The sequence below is a fragment of the Undibacterium sp. WLX3042 genome (genome assembly GCF_049544825.1).
In the GTDB taxonomy this organism is placed as follows: Bacteria; Pseudomonadota; Gammaproteobacteria; order Burkholderiales; family Burkholderiaceae_D; genus Undibacterium.
Window position 1 is genome coordinate 1,271,322 of record NZ_CP186698.1, and the last position, 18,947, is coordinate 1,290,268.

The window sequence follows — 18,947 nt, forward strand, 5'->3', positions numbered from 1 at the left end:
ATATATTTTCAAAGCTTATGCCAGAATGATTTGAATTGAATCAATTCGGCGCGTAGCTTACCACGATGAAAAACTCATATAGAAAGACATATTGTGCGTCGCAGCAAATGTTGTGCCATCGCATGTAAATGAGGATGGACAAGGCTTTCGTCGCATCATGCAGGGACGTTCCGGGATCGCTTGTTTTCCGTATCACAGGTTTGCCTGGTAACGATTTTGTGCGATCCTGATGCGAACTTGGGTAAAACTGCTCGTTTTGGTGCAGTGTTTAATTGAATAATGAATATCATCATGCTTCTGTCTTCTCAACGCTTTATCCCTTCGCTGCTGGTCGCTGTCGCAGCACTGTTGTTCGCTCCCCATGTCAGCGCGGTCACAACGACGACCAACGGGCATGGTACCGAGGGGAGTTACCGTTTACCTCCGCCGGAATTACAGGCCATTGTTGACGCACCGCGCGGGCCGGTTTTTAAACTCGGACCACAGCGTAAAACTGCATTGCTGGTCAGTTTGCCAGGCTTACCTAGCATTGCCGAAGTCGCGCAGCCGGAACTCAGGCTGGCAGGCTTGCGTATTAATCCGCGCACCCGTGCTGCGAGTCATTTTGATTTCGGTAACAGCCTGAGTCTGCTCGATGTTGCGAGCGGCAAAATCCGTGAAGTCAGCGGCTTACCGGCAAAGCCACGGATCGCTGACACTCTCTGGTCACCGGATGAAAAATGGTTGGCGTTCAGTCGCTGGACCGATGACGGCGTGGAACTATGGCTGCTGGATGTGAAGAAAGCACATGCACAAAGACTGATTGATGAGAAGCTGAACGCCGTCGCCAGTGCCGGATTTGCGTGGAGTAATGGCTCTGAACAATTGCTGGTACGTTTGCTGCCACTTCGTCAGAAGCCGGCACCAAACCTCATGCAAAAACCATTGGGACCGAATACACTGGAGAGCAAAGGCGGTAAGCTGACGCAGAACCGTACTTATCCTGACATGCTGAAAACACCGGCAGACGCCGATATGCTGGACTGGCAACTGCAAACACAACTGGCATTTGTCAGTGTCAGTGGCGACGTGCGCCGCATAGGCCCGGTCATGACGCTGACCAAAGCGCAGGCGTCGCCCGACGGTAATCTGATTCTGACCACACAATTACGTCGCCCTTATTCAACGATGCTGCCAGTAGATCGTTTTCCGCAGCTGATCGAATTGTGGGATGAGAATGGCAGGAAAGTAAAAACCATCGCAGAACGTCCTATGCGGGAGCGCCTGCCGACCGGGAATGATGCGGTACAGGCCGGGCCGCGTGATTTTGCCTGGCGCAACGACAAACCCGCGACCTTATACTGGCTGGAAGCACAGGCTGGCGGTGATCCAGATGCGCCAGTTAAAGTGCATGATGTTCTGATGCAGCAGGCGGCACCGTTTGACGCGCCGCCACAAAAACTGATGGATCTGGCGTGGCGCTTTAATAATATTCAATGGGGTAATGACGGGCTGGCGCTGGTGACAGAAAGCTGGTGGAAAACCCGTGATACCCGCATGTGGCGCATACGTCCCGGCGTCGCCGACAGCAAACCGGAACTCTTGTTTGCGCGTAAATCAGAAGACCAGTACGCCCATCCGGGGCAGCCAGTGATGACGCAAAATCAGTACGGCCGCGCGGTGCTGAGGCTGGCACCGGACGGCAAGTCGATTTTCCTGATTGGCAATGGTGCCAGTTCTGAAGGTGACCGTCCGTTTCTGGACCGGTTTGATCTCAACAGCAAGCAAGCGGTGCGCATGTTCCGTTCGCATGCACCGTATTACGAAGAAGTGCTTGGCTTGTTGAATGACAAAGGCACCAGCATCGTCACCAGCCGCGAATCGAACGAGGAAAGGCCAAATTATTTCGTGCGTGATCTGGCACATAATGACGCAGCGCGGGCGCTGACGCAGTTCCCGCATCCATTGCCGCAACTCAAAGGCGTTAAAAAACAGCAGCTCCGTTATGAACGTGAAGATGGTGTCGATCTGACCGCGACCCTGTATCTGCCGCCGGGCTACGACCCGAAACGCGATGGTCCGCGCCCCATGATTATGTGGGCCTATCCGCGTGAATTTAAAACGGCGGAGGCCGCAGGTCAGGTGAACGGTTCGCCGTATAAATTCAACCGGATTTCCTATAACGGTCCGCAAGTGATGCTGGCACGTGGTTATACCGTGCTGGATGGCCCGACGATGCCGATTATCGGCGAAGGCAAGAAAGAGCCGAATGATACTTATCTTGAACAACTCAAAATGAGTGCCGAAGCAGCAGTTGACGAAGTTGTGCGGCTTGGTGTCGCCGACCGCAATCGTATCGCGATCGGTGGCCACAGTTACGGCGCGTTCATGACCGCCAATCTGCTGACGCACACGCGCTTGTTCCGCGCCGGCATTGCACGTTCTGGCGCTTACAACCGTACACTGACGCCGTTTGGTTTTCAGTCAGAAGAGCGCAATTTCTGGCAGGCGCGCAAGACGTATCAGGAAATGTCACCGTTTAATTTTGCTAACCAGATCAAAGACCCGATACTCTTTATTCACGGTGAACAAGACAACAACCCCGGCACTTTCCCTATCCAAAGTGAGCGCATGTATCAGGCGTTGCAAGGTCTGGGCGCGGTCACGCGTCTGGTAATGCTGCCGAATGAAAGTCATAGTTATCGTGCGCGGGAATCCGTGCTGCACATGTTGTGGGAACAGGATCGCTGGCTGGAAACCTATGTTAAAAATGCGAAAGGCGAAGCCGGAGAGAAGGACTGAATATCTGCGAAAGAGGGTGCCTGATGATGCGTGGATTGCACGGCACCCGCATCGCCGGATGTGGCTTTTTCCGCCTTTTTCCTCTTACTTAATGTTTTACATTAAAGTTTTGCATTAAGATGCAAATTGCTTTTATCTTGTCAGGTTTTCTATGCTTAAAGCCGTTATTCTGGACGCGAATGCGATCGCCCGCAATTTACTGACTTCCGTGCTGAGTAACGGCGGTCATGAAGTGGTCGCGGATGCCAATCTCGCGCCAGCCAGCCTGGCGCGCGTGATCCGGCTCAGGCCGCAGATTGTCTGCATTGATATCGGCGAGGCCAATGAAGCCGGCTGGGCCATCATCACTCAGTTACGCACCGAGTTGCCGAAGTCGTTGTTGTTTATGGTGTCGTCCGGAATTAATGCTGGGATGATTCAGGATGCGCAGCAGCGCGGTGTGCATGGTTTTATTGTGAAACCTTTCAACTCTGTCGCCGTTCTGACTTCTATTCGTAACACCATCCTGCGCATCGCCAAGCAACAGCGCGCGAATGCCGAAGCCGCCAGCAGCGGTGACACTGAATCTGCCTGAATCGTTTCATCCGGCACGACGCCTGTTTTATCCGCCCTGATCCGCATTCGTCGCATACCCGCGCAATCTCATGAGCTCCGCGTAGACTGTATCTGTCGTTGAAAGGGAAGATCATGTCAGTCACACCTGCAAGCCTTATGTCGCCATCGGCGAATGAAGAAATCCTGCCACCGGAAGTGTCCGCCAGAAGCGAATCCTGGCTGACCCGAGCGCGCAATTACCCGGTGTTTTCACGCACCTGGTATCGCTATCGCGCACGCGCCTGGATGGGTACGCTGATTCCCGCGCTGCTGCTGATTTTTCTGATCGATGCGGCGCGCGGCGCTGACTGGCGTACCTTCTTTGTTGTCTGGATACCGCTGGCGCTGGCGGGTACCGGTATGCATCTTGGTGGCGCCGCACTCGCCGTCTGGGTGCGACAACGCGGCTATGCGGAAAAAAAAGAATGGCGTTGTCTGATCACGGTCTTATGTGCCGGATTATTGTGCAGTCTGTTGCTATTTTTTGCGGCGAGGCAGGCGACACAGCAATTATTGCATTACGAGGCACCGATGCTGACCGCGCTGAAATTGCATTATTCTGGTTCGCCGGATCCTGCAAAAACAACCGCGGCTACGCCTGCGGGAAACTGGTTATCGGAATTCAAAGCCGGATTTGAGCAGGGTTTGCAGGATGGCAGCCAGAACCGCGCGCCACGTCCACCGGATACTGCAGGCTCGGATTTCTGGAAAGGTTTTTATATTGGTTTGGTATTGTCTTCCGTCTGTATTTACCTCAGCGGCGGCTATGATCTCTGGCTGTTTTCTCGCCAGCGCAATATGTTGAAAGTCGCACAGAGCAAGCGCGCCTCAGAACAGGCGCAGGCGATGCAAAGAGAAACCGAATTACGCTTGTCGGTATTGGCCGCGCAGGTGGAACCGCACTTTCTGTTCAACACACTGGCCGGTGTACGTTCGGCGATCAGCACTGAGCCAGCGCGGGCGGTCGCGATTGTCGATCATCTGGTCGATTATCTGCGCGCAACCATACCGCAGATGCGCGATGACGGCGGCTCGGTGCAGTCGCGTTTGAGCAAGCAACTTGATGCGGTGCATGCGTATCTGAGTCTGATGCAGGCCCGTATTCCGCGTCTGAGTTTCAGTGTCGAATCACAGATTGCGGACGCCGCGGTGCCGCCGTTGATGCTGATTTCTTTAGTCGAGAATGCGATCAAACACGGCATAGAACCCAAGGTCGGCGCGGCGCACATTGCCGTGAAGGTCAGCGTTATCGCCATCCAGGAACAGCCCATGCTGGAAATGCGCGTCGAAGATGATGGCGTCGGCTTTGGCGGTCACAACAGTGGCTCTGGCATTGGTCTGGCGAATATCCATCAGCGGCTGGCGGCGATGTACGGTGACCGCGCCAGCCTGTTGCTGAAAGCCCGCCCCGAGGGCGGGGTTGCTGCCATCATCACAATTCCTTTAGAAAAACAGACGGAGGCTGCATGATCACCGCCATCATCGCTGAAGATGAAGATTTACCACGTAAAGAATTACGCCGCATGCTCAATGATCTATGGCCGGAATTGCAGATCGTTGCTGAATGCGAGCATGGCGCTGATGCGCTCGATGCAATTTATACCCATCAGCCCGACATCGCATTTCTGGATATCCGCATGCCCGGCATGTCGGGACTGGATGTGGCAAATGCCGTCAAAGGGCGTTGCCATGCGGTGTTCACCACCGCTTACGATAATCATGCACTCGATGCGTTTGCCGCCGGTGCGATCGACTATCTGTTGAAGCCAGTGGCACAGGCGCGTTTGGCGGAAGCAATCGCGCGTTTAAAAGCGCGCCTGGCCAGCAAACAAGCCGCACCCGATCTGAGCCAGCTGATGTCGGAACTCGACAAGCGCATCCGTGGTAATGCCGCCGAGCGCATACGCTGGATCAGTGCCAGCGTCGGCGATACGATCAAGATGTTCCCGATAGAAAAAATTCTGTTTTTCAGTTCCGATGAAAAATATACCCGTGTCGTATGCGGGCATGATGAAGCGCATGTGCGCAAGCCGCTGAAAGAATTAATGGAAGGACTCGACCCCGACATTTTCTGGCAGATCCATCGCGGCACCGTGGTGCGTGCCGATGCGATCGCGCGCGCACAGCGTGACGACATGGGGCGCTATCTGGTTGAACTGCATGGCAGTCCGGAAAAACTCAAAGTCAGTCAGGCCTATGCGTGGCGCTTCAAGCCCATGTAAATAGTCTTCGCACCTGATGACCGGAAATAGCCAGCGGCGCGCACGCTAATTTGTTAAGCTGAGCGTTTTTCATCGATACGGAAAACCGCATGCGCAGTGTTGATCTTCTTCGCCTTTTATCGCTGGCTGCGATCTGGGGTGCTTCGTTTCTGTTCATGCGGGTGCTGGCACCTGTTCTGGGCGCATTATGGACTGCAGAAATCCGCGTAGGATTGGCGGGGCTTGCCTTAACTTTATTGATGCTGGCAACGCAAAAGCCTGTCGATATCCGGCGCCACTGGCGGCAATATCTGGTGCTGGGTCTGGTGAATTCGGCACTGCCTTTTGCCTTGTATTCGTTTGCCGCGATGCGCATGCCCGCTGGTTATTCCGCGATTGTGAATGCCACGAGCCCCTTATGGGGCGCGGTGATGGGCGCGATTTTTCTGAGTGAACGTTTCACCGGCCGCAAAATGCTGGGCATGTTGTGCGGTGTGGTCGGCGTCGGCTTTCTGGTGCGTCTGGGGCCGGTCGCATTCACCGGTGATTTGCTGCTCGGTGTACTGGCTTGCGTCGGTGCGACGATCTGTTATGCGCTGGCAGGCATTTATTCCAAAAAAGTATCCGGCGCGATGAATTCCATGCAGATGGCGACGGGCTCGCAAGTCGGTGCTGCGTTTGTGTTGCTGCCGTTTCTGCCGCTGGTACCAGTGCAGGGCGAAATCACCAGCCAGATTTTGCTGCTCGGCGCGGCGCTGGCGCTGTTATGCAGCGCTGTTGCCTATCTGATTTACTTCCGCCTGATGACGGATGTGGGGCCGACCAAAGCGCTGACGGTGACGTTTCTGATTCCCTTGTTTGCCTTGTTGTGGGGACATTTATTTTTGCATGAAGCGATCACCATGAGCACGCTGATCGGCTGCGCGGGCGTGGTGCTGGCGACCTGGCTGGTGGTGTTTGCACCTAAAAGTTCTTGAAAACGCCGCAAAAGCACGAAAATATACTGGGGGGAGTATGTTTTAAAGTCCTTTTTTTATAAGGACAATAAGCATTTTTTGTCACATACTCCCCCGAAAGTGTAAAAAAGCCCGGAAATTCCGGGCTTTTTTTATTGCTACGTGTATTGCTGAAGATTTCGCTCAGTGTCGCTGCCGGTATCATTCGCCGAGTGCAGGCAACACCTTCACTTTTAACGCACTCGCCTGATTGCTGCTGTGATACACGCGATGCGTGGCCTTAACAAAATCGCTGTCTTTGGCCGCGTAAATATTCGGCACAAAGGTTTGCGGATTGCGGTCGATAAACGGGAACCAGCTCGACTGCACCTGCACCATGATGCGGTGACCGCGCTGAAAGGTATGGAACACATCGTTGATATTGAAGGCGACCCTGGTCACTTCACCCGGTGTCATCGCTTTCGGCGTTTCAAAGCCATCGCGGAAGCGCGCGCGGAAAGGTTCGCCGCGTACCAGGGTTTGCTGATTACCGCGATTGATTGGCCCGTCTTTCGCATCTGCTGGCGACACATCGATCAGCTTGACCACGAAATCGGCATCGGTGCCGGTGACGCTGACAAATAAATCCGCATTCAGCGGTCCCGCCAGTGTCACATCTTTATCCAGCACCTCGGTTTGCCAGGTCAGCACATCCGGGCGGCGGCTGGCAAAACGCTGATCGGCAGCGACATATTGTTTGCTCCAGCCGTTCAGAATCTCGGTTGTGTACGGTACTGGTTTGGCCGGATCGCTGATGTATTCATCAAAGCCGTTCTCGTTTGCCGCCGGCGCTGTGAAACTCAGTTTGCCGTTCGCATGGAAATACAAAGTCTGCTCTTTACTTTCTTTCGGCGGCCAGGCATCGAAGCTACGCCAGCGATTCGCGCCGGTTTCAAACATCCACGCTTCCGGCAACGTCGGTTTCTCGCCGCCTTTCAGATGATGTTTGAAGAACGCGAATTCGACCGGCTGATAATTGCGCACCGTCTTGAAACCGAAATTCGCATCGCCGACTTTATCGCCATCACTGCGCGTCCAGCCGCCGTGCGTCCACGGGCCGATCACCAGCGTATTTTGTATGCCCGGATTCTGCTTTTCTATCGCGCGATAGGTTTGCAGCGGGCCGTATAAATCTTCGGTGTCATACCAGCCACCAACCGTCAGCACGGCTGCTTTAATATTTTTCAGATGCGGCAGCAGATTGCGGCTTTGCCAGAACTGATCGTAATCCGGATGGGCGACGATCTCATTCCAGAACGGAATCCCGTTTTTAAAGTATTTGTCGTTTGCATTCGCAACCGAACCGAGTTCGAGAAAAAACTGATAGCCGTCAGGCGTGCCGTAATTAAATTCTTTCCAGCCGCGTTTGTCTGTCGGTTGCGGGCGCGGCTGACCAAAGCTGTTAAAGAAGCCGAATGCCATCTGCAGATTAAACGCGCCGTTTCTGTGCATATCGTCGCCACGGAACCAGTCCGCAATCGGTGCCTGCGGCGAAACCGCCTTCAGTGCCGGATGCGAATCAATTGCGCCAGCCGAAGTGTAAAAGCCCGGATACGAAATACCCCACTGACCGACCTTGCCGTTATTGTGCGGCAGGTGTTTGATCAGCCAGTCTATGCTGTCATAGGTGTCGCTGCTTTCATCAATATCCGCCGGTGTTTTTTTCACATCCAGATGCGGCCGCATATTGACGAATTCGCCTTCCGACATATTCGTGCCGCGCACATCCTGAAACACAAAAATGAAACCCTCTTTGTCATACTCGGCGGTTGGCCCCAGAGCAGTTTTGTAATTGTCTGCACCATACGGCGCGACCGAATACGGCGTGCGCACCAGCAGTATCGGATAGGTTTTTTTCGCACTCGCATCGTTCGGCACATACACCGACGTGAACAAGGTCTTACCGTCGCGCATAGGAATCCGGTATTCGAATTTGCTGTAATGCTCGCGGATATAGTCGGCATGCTGCTTCATCGCATCGGCGCGGTTGTCCAGACTGACGGCAGCTTGCTGCGCAGCAGACACCGGCAACGCCGCACCGTTCAATACAAAAGCGGCCAGCAGACTGACCAGCAGGGGGGAGAGTTTCATGGAGAATCCTGAATTAACTGAGGCATGAATAAGATAAGTGCTAAGCCTGAATGAGGTAAGCAGTGCAAGTTTAGTGCCTGATATTCATCATAAGTTCCGTAAGACGTGCAGCAAAATCCCCGCATCTTGTGAATGACAAGTCGCTGGCTTATTGATTGCTTTATCCGTCTTTTTACTCATCGTCTTCCGGATTGTATTCCGGTAGCGGTAATTCGGCTTCCGCGATGCTGTCGCTGCCTTTGGCTTTGGCTGTGTGTAAGGCCGAGGTGGCGCGCGCCAGCATGATGTCTGCGGTGTCTTTGATGGCGTTGGTTGTCAGACCGGTTGAAAACGTCACCTGCAAGCCGGGGGCGACGGCATTCCAGTCGCAGCCCGCGACGCGTTTTTTGAGGCGGGCGATGGCTTTCAGGCTTTGATCCAGCCAGGTGGTTGGCATCACGATCGCAAATTCATTGGCGGCAACGCGACCGAAAGAATCCAGCGTGCGCAGCATGTCCAGCGCTTCTTTGGCGACCATTTGCAATACCTGACGGGCAACGGCCTGTCCGTGTTGCTCCAGAATTTTTTCGAGATGATCGACGCTGATGACAGCAAATGAAAATGTGTGGCCGGTACGGTAAGAGCGCGCCAGTTCAATGTCGAGGTTGCTCAGCAAGGCGCGGCGGTTCAGTGCGCCGGTCAGCTGGTCATGTTTGCTCAGACTTTCTAACTGGGTCAGCACGGTTTGCAGCGTCGGCAGCAGATTGTCCTGTTTGCCGTTTTCTTTAATTTGCTTGATAAGCTGCGTCAGCTGTTGTCTGGCACTCGCCAGGGGCTGATCGTGATCTGCAGGCATGTACTCTCCAACTTCATTGAATGTTCAGTGCGGCCAGTCCGGCTGGTATGGCCAGTGTGGCGAATGAGCGCCGTGACACCAGTCAGCCCGGATGCTGACACTGGGCGATACAATCCCAGCGAAGTTGAACGCTGCGATTGCCGTTTGCTTTACTATGTCATCGTCTTTGTCGTCACGCCTTGCCAGAGCAATTTTGCGTCAGCCCTGACAATATAATACTTTACCATCCGGCAATAAAAATAATATTGTGTTTTCCGCTCCTTTTTCACCCTGTCAACGCATACACAGCAGCTTGTTTCCGCAAATGAATCTGTGGATCAAGCGCGACGATCTTTTGCATCCGCAGGTTTCGGGTAATAAATTCCGTAAGCTGAAATATCCTTTGCAGGCACTGGCGGGTCAGCCTGCGCATCTGGTCAGCATGGGCGGCTTATGGTCGAATCATCTGCATGCACTGGCGCATGCAGCGGCGATCGCCGGGTTTCCGGCGACAGCGCTGGTGCGTGGTTCTGAGGGCATGAACAGCGCGATGCTGGACGATTGCCGCGCGCTGGGAATGCACATTCGCTTTGTTTCGCGCGAGGCGTATCGCGCTTTGCGGGACGATACTGAGGCGTGGCGTCAGCATCTGTCTTATAGCAGCGCGCAGCATGTCTGGCTGCCCGAAGGCGGCAGTGCGGCGACGGCATTACATGGTGTTGCCGAGCTGGTCGGGGAGCTGGAATTTACTCCTGATCTGATGGTGCTTGCCTGCGGCACCGGGGCGACGATGGCGGGCGTACTGGCTGGATTGCGCGGACAGGGCAACGTGATCGGCGTTGCTGCATTTAAAAATGCGGAGTATCTGCATGCCGAAGTCGCACGCTTATTGACTGCAGCGGGTTACCCTGCACATCAGAATTATCAATTGTTAACTACCTTCCACCATGGCGGATACGCTAAAGTAAGCGCTGAGCTCAGCGCGTTTTGCCAGAATTTTTTTGAAGATACCGGAATATTGCTGGAGCCGGTATATACCGGAAAAATGTTGTTTGCCCTTCGCCAGTTGTGGCTGAGCGGGCAGATCGCGCGGGAAGCGAAAGTGGTGGCGGTGCATACCGGTGGCTTGCAAGGCTTGCGTGGCTATACGCAAGTACCGTGAAGTAAATGGACAGTAACATTCAGAGAGCAGAAGTAGTGATGAAATCAGTGATGCACGCAACACAGCACGTCTTGAAGCCAGTCTTATATTCAGTTTTGACGCCACTGTTAACCCGGGTTCAGCAGCATACTGTAATCGCAGATGTCCGCTCTTTCTGCCTGCCGATGACACTGGGCGCTATTTTTTGTCTGCCTGTGCAAGCGCAGGCGCAGGACCTGCTCCGGGTTGCCGGCTTTGAGACGCTGAGTGATCCGCTGATTGTTTTTGATAAACGGCATCATGTGGTAGGCGGTCTGCTGAAAGACTATACCGATGCGATTGCCAGAGGGCTTGATGCCAAGCCGGTCTATATTCCGTATTCGCGCCGCCGGATTGAGCCTGCGATTAAAAGCGGTGAAGCTGATCTGGTCTGTTATCACAGCCCCAAATGGGTCGATCATCCCGCTGATTTCGCATGGACTATTCCGAATCTGCCGCAGACAGAGCGTGTGGTGGTGCGCAAGGACACACCGGTACCGCATGAGCTTCCTGAAGATTTGTCGGGTAAAAAAATCGCGACCCAGATCGGCTATCACTATGCACTGATTGAGCCGGATCTGGCTGCCGGCCGGACGACCCGGATCGATATGACCGATGTGCCCAGTATGTTTCGTCTGCTCGCGCTTGGAGGCGCTGATGCACTGATCACGTCAGAATCTGAAATTGCCGGTTATTTCAAAAAATTCCCTGATAAGCATGCTTCGTTCAGCGTGTCGAAAACCGCTTTTTCAGTGGTATATACGCAGTGCGCTTTATCGCTGAAATCACCGTGGAAGATAGAACAGATCAATCGTATCGTGTTGCGTCTGCAAGAGAACGGCACGCAGGACAAGCTGATGCGCAAATACGGTTTGTCTGAGAAATAAGTCAGCCCACAGACTGCTGACTGCATTTATAAACAGCGATCTAATCAGGCACCAGACCGGCCACCGGATGGTCTGGGGTTGCCGAAAAGAACAGAGTCATTGCACGCTTGTCGCCGGTACTTAGTCTTTTATTCCGTACTTGCCTAAAAAATGAGCAAAATCGTAGCCAGGTTTCTCCCTGAGTCCATGACAACAGGGTACACTACGCCCCAAATCTCGTCGCATCCTGCGATATGAATGAAATAAGCGAGCATCGCATGTCTGAATCTACTTCCCCCCTCACTTTTTCCGATCTGCAACTGAGTGCGCCTTTGCTGCGCGCCTTGCAAGATGTCGGTTACGAAACCCCGTCGCCAATCCAGGCGGCGACTATTCCATATCTGATGGATAACCGCGATGTGCTTGGTCAGGCACAAACCGGTACTGGTAAAACCGCCTCATTTGCGCTGCCGGTATTGTCGCGTATCGATATTCGTCAAACTTCGCCGCAAGCCTTGGTGCTGGCACCGACCCGCGAACTGGCGATACAGGTTGCCGAAGCATTCCAGACCTATGCGCGTCACATTCCCGGTTTTCATGTGCTGCCGATTTACGGTGGACAAAGCTATGGCCCGCAATTATCGGCATTGCGCCGTGGTGTGCATGTGGTGGTCGGTACGCCGGGTCGCGTGATTGATCACCTCGACAAAGGTTCACTCGATTTATCTGCCTTGAAAACACTGGTGCTGGATGAGGCCGATGAAATGCTGCGCATGGGTTTTATCGATGATGTTGAGCGCATCCTGCAGGAAACGCCGGAAACGCGGCAGACGGCTTTGTTTTCGGCAACGATGCCATCGGCCATCAAACGTATTGCTCAGACTTATCTGAACAAGCCTGCCGAAGTCACGATTGCGGCTAAAACCGGAACCGCAGACAATATTCGTCAGCGTTACTGGCTGGTGTCGGGTATGCATAAACTCGATGCGCTGACCCGTATTCTGGAAGCAGAAACTTTTGACGGCATGATTATCTTTGCACGTACCAAACTGGGTACCGAAGAACTTGCCGCTAAACTCGATGCGCGCGGGTTCTCGGTTGCCGCGATCAATGGTGACATCAACCAGCAGCAACGTGAACGCACAATACAACAGCTGAAAGATGGCAAGATTGATATTCTCGTGGCGACCGATGTGGCAGCGCGTGGTCTGGACGTCGAACGTATCAGTCACGTCATTAACTACGATGTGCCGTATGATCCGGAAAGCTATACGCACCGTATAGGCCGTACTGGTCGTGCGGGGCGCAGCGGTGAAGCGATTCTGTTCATCACACCGCGCGAAAAAAATCTGCTGAAAGCGATAGAACGTGCTACCCGCCAGCCGGTGTCGCCATTGGAATTACCGACGATACAAACCGTCAATAATGTCCGTATTGCCCGTTTTAAAGACCAGATTTCAACTGCATTGGCCGAAGGTGGTCTGGATGAATACACTGCGCTGATTGAGGCCTACGAGCAGGAACACAATATTCCTGCCATCGAAATCGCGGCGGCATTGGCGAAAATGGCGCGCGGTGATGAACCCTTGCTGCTCGATAAAAATCGTCGTGAAGTCAAAAACGATGACAGCTGGCGTGATGAACGGCCTTCACGCAGTGATCGCGGTGAGCGTCCTTCACGTGATCGTGGTGAGCGCGAAGAACGCGGCGCTCGTCGCGAACACAGCCCGCGCGTTGCTGAACCAGGCATGCAAACCTACCGTATCGCCGTTGGCCATGAGCATGGCGTGAAACCCGGCAATATCGTCGGCGCGATAGCAAACGAAGCGAATATCGAATCGAAATTTATCGGCCGCATCGATATTTACGACGATTACACGATTCTCGATCTGCCTGATGATTTGCCGGTGGAAACACTTGATCATCTGAAATCGGTACGGGTCGCCGGTCAGTCTTTGCGTATCAGTGCCGAAAAAGCCGGTGTCGCCGCTGCACCAGCTGCGCGCGCTGCCCGTAGTGAAACTCGTGCTGAGCGCGCACCGCGTATCGCTGACAGCGCACCCGGCAGCCGCCTGAATCAGGTGGTGGAGCGGGCTGTTTCGACCCGCGACGACGAACAGCAACGTCCGGCGAAAGCAAAAAAAGACAAGGAAAAAGTCAGCATTCCTATGCAGACGTATCGTATCGAAGTCGGCAAAGCGGATGCCGTCACGCCAGCGAATATCGTTGGTGCGATAGCCAACGAAGCGGGACTGGAAGCAAAGTACATCGGACGCATTGCCATTTTTGATGATCACAGCACGCTGGATCTGCCGGATGGGATGCCCAAGGAATTGTTGCAGCATCTGAAGGATGTCTGGGTTGCCGGTAAGCAGATCCGTATCAGCGCGGTCGGTCCATCCAGCGGCGGTATTGCGGCAGACTTTCCGTCAGGCCCTAAACGCAGTGGGGGGGATCGCCGTGTTGCGGAAAAAGCAGGTGGTAAACCGGGCTTCAAATCGGGCAAACCCGGCGAACGCCGTCCGTCTAAGTTTGATAAAGACAGCGGCACGACGCGCCGTAAGTCAGGAAAATAAGTCTGTCGTTATTGCGATATGAAGGAATAAAAAACCGCCGGTTAAGGCGGTTTTTTTATCGCTGAACAGAAGCGTGTTGCAATTATTTCTTTGCTGCTTCTGCTGGCGCTGCAACCGGTGCAGGTGTTGCAGCCGGGCTTGCTGCAGCAGCGGAAGCTGGCGCGGCTGGCACTACCGCAGTGATTTCAATTTTTGCTTTGGCTTTCAGATCATCAAAAGTCTTTTTCAGATTTTGCTGTTGCAATTGCTGAGTCAGCGGTCCTTTGACATCGTCCAGCGCAGGCACGGCCAATGGGCGGCTGTCATCGAGAATGATGACGTGGTAACCAAATTGCGATTTGACTGGTGTTTCAGTGAATTTGCCTTTTTCCAGTTTCGCGACGGCTTCGCCGAATTCCGGCACCATGCTACGCGGATTAAACCAGCCGAGATCGCCGCCTTTGCCTTTGGAACCAGGGTCTTGTGATTTTGCTTTTGCCAGACCGTCGAATGCTTTCACATCTTTTTTGATTTTAGCGATGATGTCTTTGGCCTCATCTTCGCTGGCGACCAGAATATGGCGCGCTTTAAATTCTGTGCCGCCGGCCGTCGTTTTGAATTTGTCGTATTCCGCTTTCAGCGCTTCATCGCTGACGGTCGCGTTTTTCATGTAGTCTTTAACGTAGGAATTGGCGAGGATAGACAAACGCGCCATGTCCAGTTGTTCTTTGACTTCAGGTACTTTATCCAGACCTTTGTTCGTTGCTTCCTGTGCGACCAGAATCTGCATCGCCAGTTGGTCGATCACCATTTTGCGTGTTTCAGGATTATCCGGCATGCCTTGGGCTGCCTGCTGCTGCATGATCTGATCCAATTGCTTTTTGCTGATCGGCGTGCCATTCACAGTCGCGGCGACTGCTTCTTTGCTCTCAGCGACAGCAGATGCAGAGGCCGATGCTGAAGCCGCTTTATCCTTATCATTACAAGCGCTGAGCGCGAACAGAGCGATAGCGCTACCCAAAACGACACGGGATTTGATCGACATGAAAATTTCCTTAAATGTGAGCTGTGGTTGAAATTCGTTGCGGCTGCAATACAGCGTTGCCACGATTCTGCAGCAGACGACGATGTCCGCCGCTTCCAGAATAAAATTGCCGCTGAATTTTACCCGCAATGTGTGGTGAGTTGTTGGTTATTCATTTTTCATGACTTTCTCGGGATTTTCTTCTTTGAGCAATGTTCTGCCAACGGTACAGAAATCCAGATAAATCCCTCTATCCTGCAGTGTATTACTTTCCGGGTGTGCGCCTGGCGGCATACAATGTCAGCTGATTTTATATAGTGAGTTTGTACTATGAGCGATATCAGTAAAGAGACGATTCCTGATAATCTTGCTGACATGCTGCCGGTCGGCATGATTAATGGCGGTGGTACTGCAGCGGCGGCGATGGCGCAAGTCGCCCAGCGCAAGCGTGGTGTACCGGGTTGGGAGGCATTTCATTACGAGCGGATATCACCGACAGAATTTGAAGTAACCGGCGGTGTTGCGGTCAACATAGGTGGGGTGAAAAAATTCCAGAGTATGGACGACGCACTCACTGTGACCGAAGCGGAAGTGCTGGCGGCGATGCGCGCGGCGCAGGAAGCCTTGCCGCCCGCGCCGCAGGCTTTACTGGAACAGGATTTACTGGCGGCTGATATAGGTAAAACTGTCCGTAGCGGTGAACAACAGTTTTTGCGCGTGGTTTTCGCTTTGCCTGCCGATGCCGCAGGCCGGCAGAGAATTTTGCAGGCATTTCAGTTACAGGCGGATTTCTTTGGTGCGAAAGTGCAAGCCTGTTCTTTGCATGAAACGCATCCTCTGAACTGAGTTTCAGACTGATGGTCGCGGACAGAAGATCTGTACGAATGTCCGAATAAAATAAGGCTTACAGCCGTAAATAAGGCTGTAAGCCTTATTTATCAAGGGGATTGATTTTGCACAGACTGCTTACTCACTCTCCCTGACACGCAGGAAGCTGGCAAATTTCGGTATGCCATTCGCGTTCAGATCGCGATAGCGATAAGTAACCGTGCTGCCGATGGCGGGTGGTGATTGCCGTTGCGCGTCGCTCAGACCACTACCGAGCCGGAAGCGCTGACCTTCCGGTGTTTGAACCAGTAAGGCACCGAGTAAGCCCTGATATTTTCCACGCCCCGGTTCGTGACCGATCACCACCGCCTCTGCATCCTCATGCAGTTTTAGCTTCAGCAAGACATCTGAACGCCCGGTCTGCCACCGCGCATCCGCCTGATGCAGCATCAGGCCTTCGGCTCCCTCGCTGACGATTTTTTTCAACAGCGCCTGCAGTTCGGCATCATCGCTGACGCGCTGCTGCGGCAATACCTGCAACCAGGGTGCCTGACTAGCCGCAATGCTCTGCCTAAGCGAGACCAAACGTTCGCTGAAAGTGCCGCTGCCTTCGGGGAGTTCATAAATCTGATAACTGATTTGTCGCCATTCGGCATCGTCAGGAATCTGCCGCCGGACTGCCGCAGACAAGGCTTCAAAGCGGCGTCGCCCCATCCATAATTCACCATCCAGCCGATGTGCCGGCAGGGCGGCAATGAACCATGCGGGTGCCTGTATCAGGCGGCCACTACGAAAACGCAATTGCTTACCATCCCAGATTGCCCGCACGCCATCAAGCTTTTCACTGACCAGATACGCCGCCGGATTGATTTTCGCATGATAGTTACGCGCCAGCAGTATCGCCGGTGTCTCAATGTCGGTCGCCGCGACGGTGGTGTCTGGCAGCAACGCCAGTGGCGTGACTACACCGGCAATACACAGGCTCAGGACGAGCACGCGTAACCGGGGCAGAGGCAAACGTGAAGGCAGATGAGTGCAATACATATTGAGCTTTCTGTCGGATGAATCATCAGTATGAAGTAAAAAAACTGAGAACTGATACAGGTGCCTGACAAGACCGCAACAAGACCGTCAGGCTGTACGGTCTTTTTTCATATTTGCTTTTCCCAGTAGCCGACATCGATCCAGCGACCAAATTTAAAGCCGACTTCCTTGAAGTGAGCGACTTGCGTCATGCCGAATTTTTCGTGTAACGCGACGCTGGCCGGATTCGGCAGGGAAATAGCCGCGATCACCGAATGCATACCGCGTCGTTGCAGATCGTCGATCAAATGATCATACAGTTGTGAGCCTATGCCGCTTTGCTTATGGTCGGGGCTGACATAGGCAGATATTTCAACAGAAAAGCGGTAAGCATGACGCGTGCGCCACGGACTGGCGTAGGCATAACCCAGAATTTTGTCATCTTGCTCATAGACATACCACGGCAAACCCGCCGCAAACACAGTGCTGATGCGCTCTGCCATCGCTGGCACCCGTACCGTCGTATCTTCAAAGCTGATAGTGGTATTGAGGACGTAGCGGTTATAAATCGCGCAGATGGCAGAGGCGTCGTCGGTACTGGCTAAACGAATCACAATTCATCCTTTGACAAAATCAATATATTGCAAAATTAATATTGAAAAAGTGGATGCGATATTTACTTATCAGGACGGATGTCTAATCGTTCCGGTCGCGCCATGGCTCCTCGTCGTGCAATACATAGTGTCGTTATTGCCACGTCTTGCCGGACACGTTGCGTCAGTCCTGTTATTTGTAAAACGCATCAAAAGTCGGTTTGATTATGATATTTATTTATTATTTTGTCTTGTAGCTTTTGCATCTTATTTGTTCTTTGTCATATCTGTTCCGGCCGTTCGCAGCAGGCTTATGTGACTTGGCTGATAATAGGCGTCCAACGCATTGCTTGTCTGAGTCCGGGAATCGCCCGCTGCAAGCTTTGCATGACAGGCAAACGATATGGCTCTTCTTTCTATTCTTGATCTTTCCCCGATTGCACAAGGGACGGAACCTGCGCAATCCTTTAAAAATTCGCTCGATCTGGCGCAGCATGCCGAACGCTGGGCTTATCACCGTTTCTGGCTGGCAGAGCATCACGGCATGCCTGGCATTGCCAGTGCCGCCACAGCTGTCCTCATTGCCCACGTAGCTGGCGGTACGCGGACTATCCGCGTCGGTGCTGGCGGCATCATGCTGCCGAATCACTCGCCGTTGGTGATCGCCGAACAGTTCGGTACGCTGGAATCGCTGTTTCCGGGTCGGATTGATCTTGGTCTGGGCCGGGCACCCGGTTCCGATCAGCGCACTGCCAGGGCATTGCGGCGGAACCTGAGTTCAGATGCCGATGAATTTCCGCAGGATGTCGCGGAATTACTCGATTATTTTTCTGATGAGCCGCATTCTGCCGTGAAAGCGGTACCGGGTGCGGGCCTGCATGTGCCGGTATGGATACTCGGCTCCAGCCTGTACGGCGCGCAACTGGCAGCGGCGATGGGCTTGCCGTATGCGTTTGCGTCGCATTTTGCTCCACAGCAGATGATGCAGGCAGTGGGCATTTATCGTGCCACGTTCCGGCCATCGGCGTATCTGGCGAAGCCGTATGTGATGCTGGGATTCAATGTGTTTGCCGCCGATACCGATGACCAGGCGCATCTGCTGGCGAGCTCGGCGCAGCAGGCTTTCGTCAATTTACGCAGCGGCAGACCGGCGAAAATTCCACCGCCGGTAGAAAATTTCATGCAACAACTGGGTGAAGGCGAGCGCGCATTGCTGAACCAGATTCTGGCCTGTTCAGCCATCGGTTCGCCAGCGACAGTAACCCAGCAGATGCGTGATTTCATTCGTCACACCGGTGCCGATGAACTGATGATCGCCTCGAATATTTTTGATCATCAGGCACGTCTGCATTCGTATGAAATCGTCGCAAAAATAAGTTCTGCTTTATCGTAAAAAAAGCCT

15 protein-coding genes are annotated in these 18,947 nt (G+C 53.5%); 10 read left to right on the top strand and 5 right to left on the bottom strand.

Translation table 11 applies throughout. The features are described from left to right. Positions 1 to 291 precede the first annotated feature (291 nt). The 5 genes from ACPAOP_RS05710 to ACPAOP_RS05730 all read left to right on the top strand — a co-directional run bounded on the left by ACPAOP_RS05710 (position 292) and on the right by ACPAOP_RS05730 (position 6,553). A complete protein-coding gene (locus ACPAOP_RS05710; RefSeq protein ID WP_423709615.1) occupies positions 292 to 2,781 on the top strand; it encodes a prolyl oligopeptidase family serine peptidase in 2,490 nt (829 codons plus the stop codon). A gap of 151 nt (positions 2,782 to 2,932) precedes the next feature. Then, positions 2,933 to 3,355, top strand: a complete 423-nt coding sequence (locus tag ACPAOP_RS05715) for an ANTAR domain-containing response regulator (protein WP_423709616.1) — start codon at positions 2,933 to 2,935, stop codon at positions 3,353 to 3,355. A gap of 113 nt (positions 3,356 to 3,468) precedes the next feature. Beyond that, the gene (locus ACPAOP_RS05720) at positions 3,469 to 4,845 is read left to right on the top strand and encodes a sensor histidine kinase (RefSeq protein ID WP_423709617.1); all 1,377 of its coding nucleotides are present in this window, start codon (positions 3,469 to 3,471) and stop codon (positions 4,843 to 4,845) included. Next, positions 4,842 to 5,597, top strand: coding sequence for a LytR/AlgR family response regulator transcription factor (locus ACPAOP_RS05725; protein WP_423679182.1), 756 nt, complete (start codon positions 4,842 to 4,844; stop codon positions 5,595 to 5,597). Before ACPAOP_RS05720 ends, ACPAOP_RS05725 begins: the two co-directional genes overlap by 4 nt. Before the next feature lie 89 nt (positions 5,598 to 5,686). Beyond that, a complete protein-coding gene (locus ACPAOP_RS05730; protein WP_423679183.1) occupies positions 5,687 to 6,553 on the top strand; it encodes a DMT family transporter in 867 nt (288 codons plus the stop codon). A 180-nt stretch (positions 6,554 to 6,733) separates the two neighbouring features. On the opposite strand, the gene ACPAOP_RS05735 is transcribed toward ACPAOP_RS05730, so the two are convergent. Further along, positions 6,734 to 8,662: a CocE/NonD family hydrolase gene (locus tag ACPAOP_RS05735; protein ID WP_423709618.1), complete on the bottom strand. Its 1,929-nt coding sequence runs from the start codon at positions 8,660 to 8,662 to the stop codon at positions 6,734 to 6,736. 172 nt (positions 8,663 to 8,834) lie between these two features. Beyond that, positions 8,835 to 9,497, bottom strand: a complete 663-nt coding sequence (locus tag ACPAOP_RS05740; protein WP_423679185.1) for a GGDEF domain-containing protein — start codon at positions 9,495 to 9,497, stop codon at positions 8,835 to 8,837. Positions 9,498 to 9,801: 304 nt separating this feature from the next. On the opposite strand from ACPAOP_RS05740, the gene ACPAOP_RS05745 reads away from it, so the two are divergent. From ACPAOP_RS05745 to ACPAOP_RS05755, 3 genes are all read left to right on the top strand, one after another. After that, complete coding sequence (locus ACPAOP_RS05745) at positions 9,802 to 10,638, top strand: 1-aminocyclopropane-1-carboxylate deaminase/D-cysteine desulfhydrase (RefSeq protein WP_423709619.1); 837 nt, start codon at positions 9,802 to 9,804, stop codon at positions 10,636 to 10,638. 5 nt (positions 10,639 to 10,643) lie between these two features. Continuing rightward, positions 10,644 to 11,543 carry a substrate-binding periplasmic protein gene (locus tag ACPAOP_RS05750; protein ID WP_423709620.1) on the top strand — a complete coding sequence of 300 codons (900 nt, stop codon included), beginning with the start codon at positions 10,644 to 10,646 and terminating at the stop codon, positions 11,541 to 11,543. Positions 11,544 to 11,800: 257 nt separating this feature from the next. Continuing rightward, positions 11,801 to 14,098 (top strand): DEAD/DEAH box helicase, encoded by a 2,298-nt coding sequence (locus ACPAOP_RS05755; protein WP_423709621.1) that lies wholly within the window; start codon positions 11,801 to 11,803, stop codon positions 14,096 to 14,098. Between the two features lie 82 nt (positions 14,099 to 14,180). Here the strand turns inward: ACPAOP_RS05755 and ACPAOP_RS05760 are convergent, their stop codons facing one another. Continuing rightward, positions 14,181 to 15,122: a peptidylprolyl isomerase gene (locus tag ACPAOP_RS05760; protein ID WP_423679189.1), complete on the bottom strand. Its 942-nt coding sequence runs from the start codon at positions 15,120 to 15,122 to the stop codon at positions 14,181 to 14,183. Between the two features lie 309 nt (positions 15,123 to 15,431). Here ACPAOP_RS05760 and ACPAOP_RS05765 point away from each other — a divergent pair, with 309 nt between their 5' ends. After that, the gene (locus tag ACPAOP_RS05765; RefSeq protein WP_423679190.1) at positions 15,432 to 15,947 is read left to right on the top strand and encodes a hypothetical protein; all 516 of its coding nucleotides are present in this window, start codon (positions 15,432 to 15,434) and stop codon (positions 15,945 to 15,947) included. Between the two features lie 120 nt (positions 15,948 to 16,067). On the opposite strand, the gene ACPAOP_RS05770 is transcribed toward ACPAOP_RS05765, so the two are convergent. Beyond that, positions 16,068 to 16,973: a DNA ligase gene (locus ACPAOP_RS05770; protein WP_423709622.1), complete on the bottom strand. Its 906-nt coding sequence runs from the start codon at positions 16,971 to 16,973 to the stop codon at positions 16,068 to 16,070. Between the two features lie 107 nt (positions 16,974 to 17,080). Beyond that, entirely contained in the window at positions 17,081 to 17,566 is a 486-nt protein-coding gene (locus ACPAOP_RS05775; RefSeq protein ID WP_423679192.1) for an arsinothricin resistance N-acetyltransferase ArsN1 family B, read from the bottom strand. A gap of 382 nt (positions 17,567 to 17,948) precedes the next feature. On the opposite strand from ACPAOP_RS05775, the gene ACPAOP_RS05780 reads away from it, so the two are divergent. After that, entirely contained in the window at positions 17,949 to 18,938 is a 990-nt protein-coding gene (locus ACPAOP_RS05780; RefSeq protein ID WP_423679193.1) for an LLM class flavin-dependent oxidoreductase, read from the top strand. Positions 18,939 to 18,947: the final 9 nt, after the last annotated feature.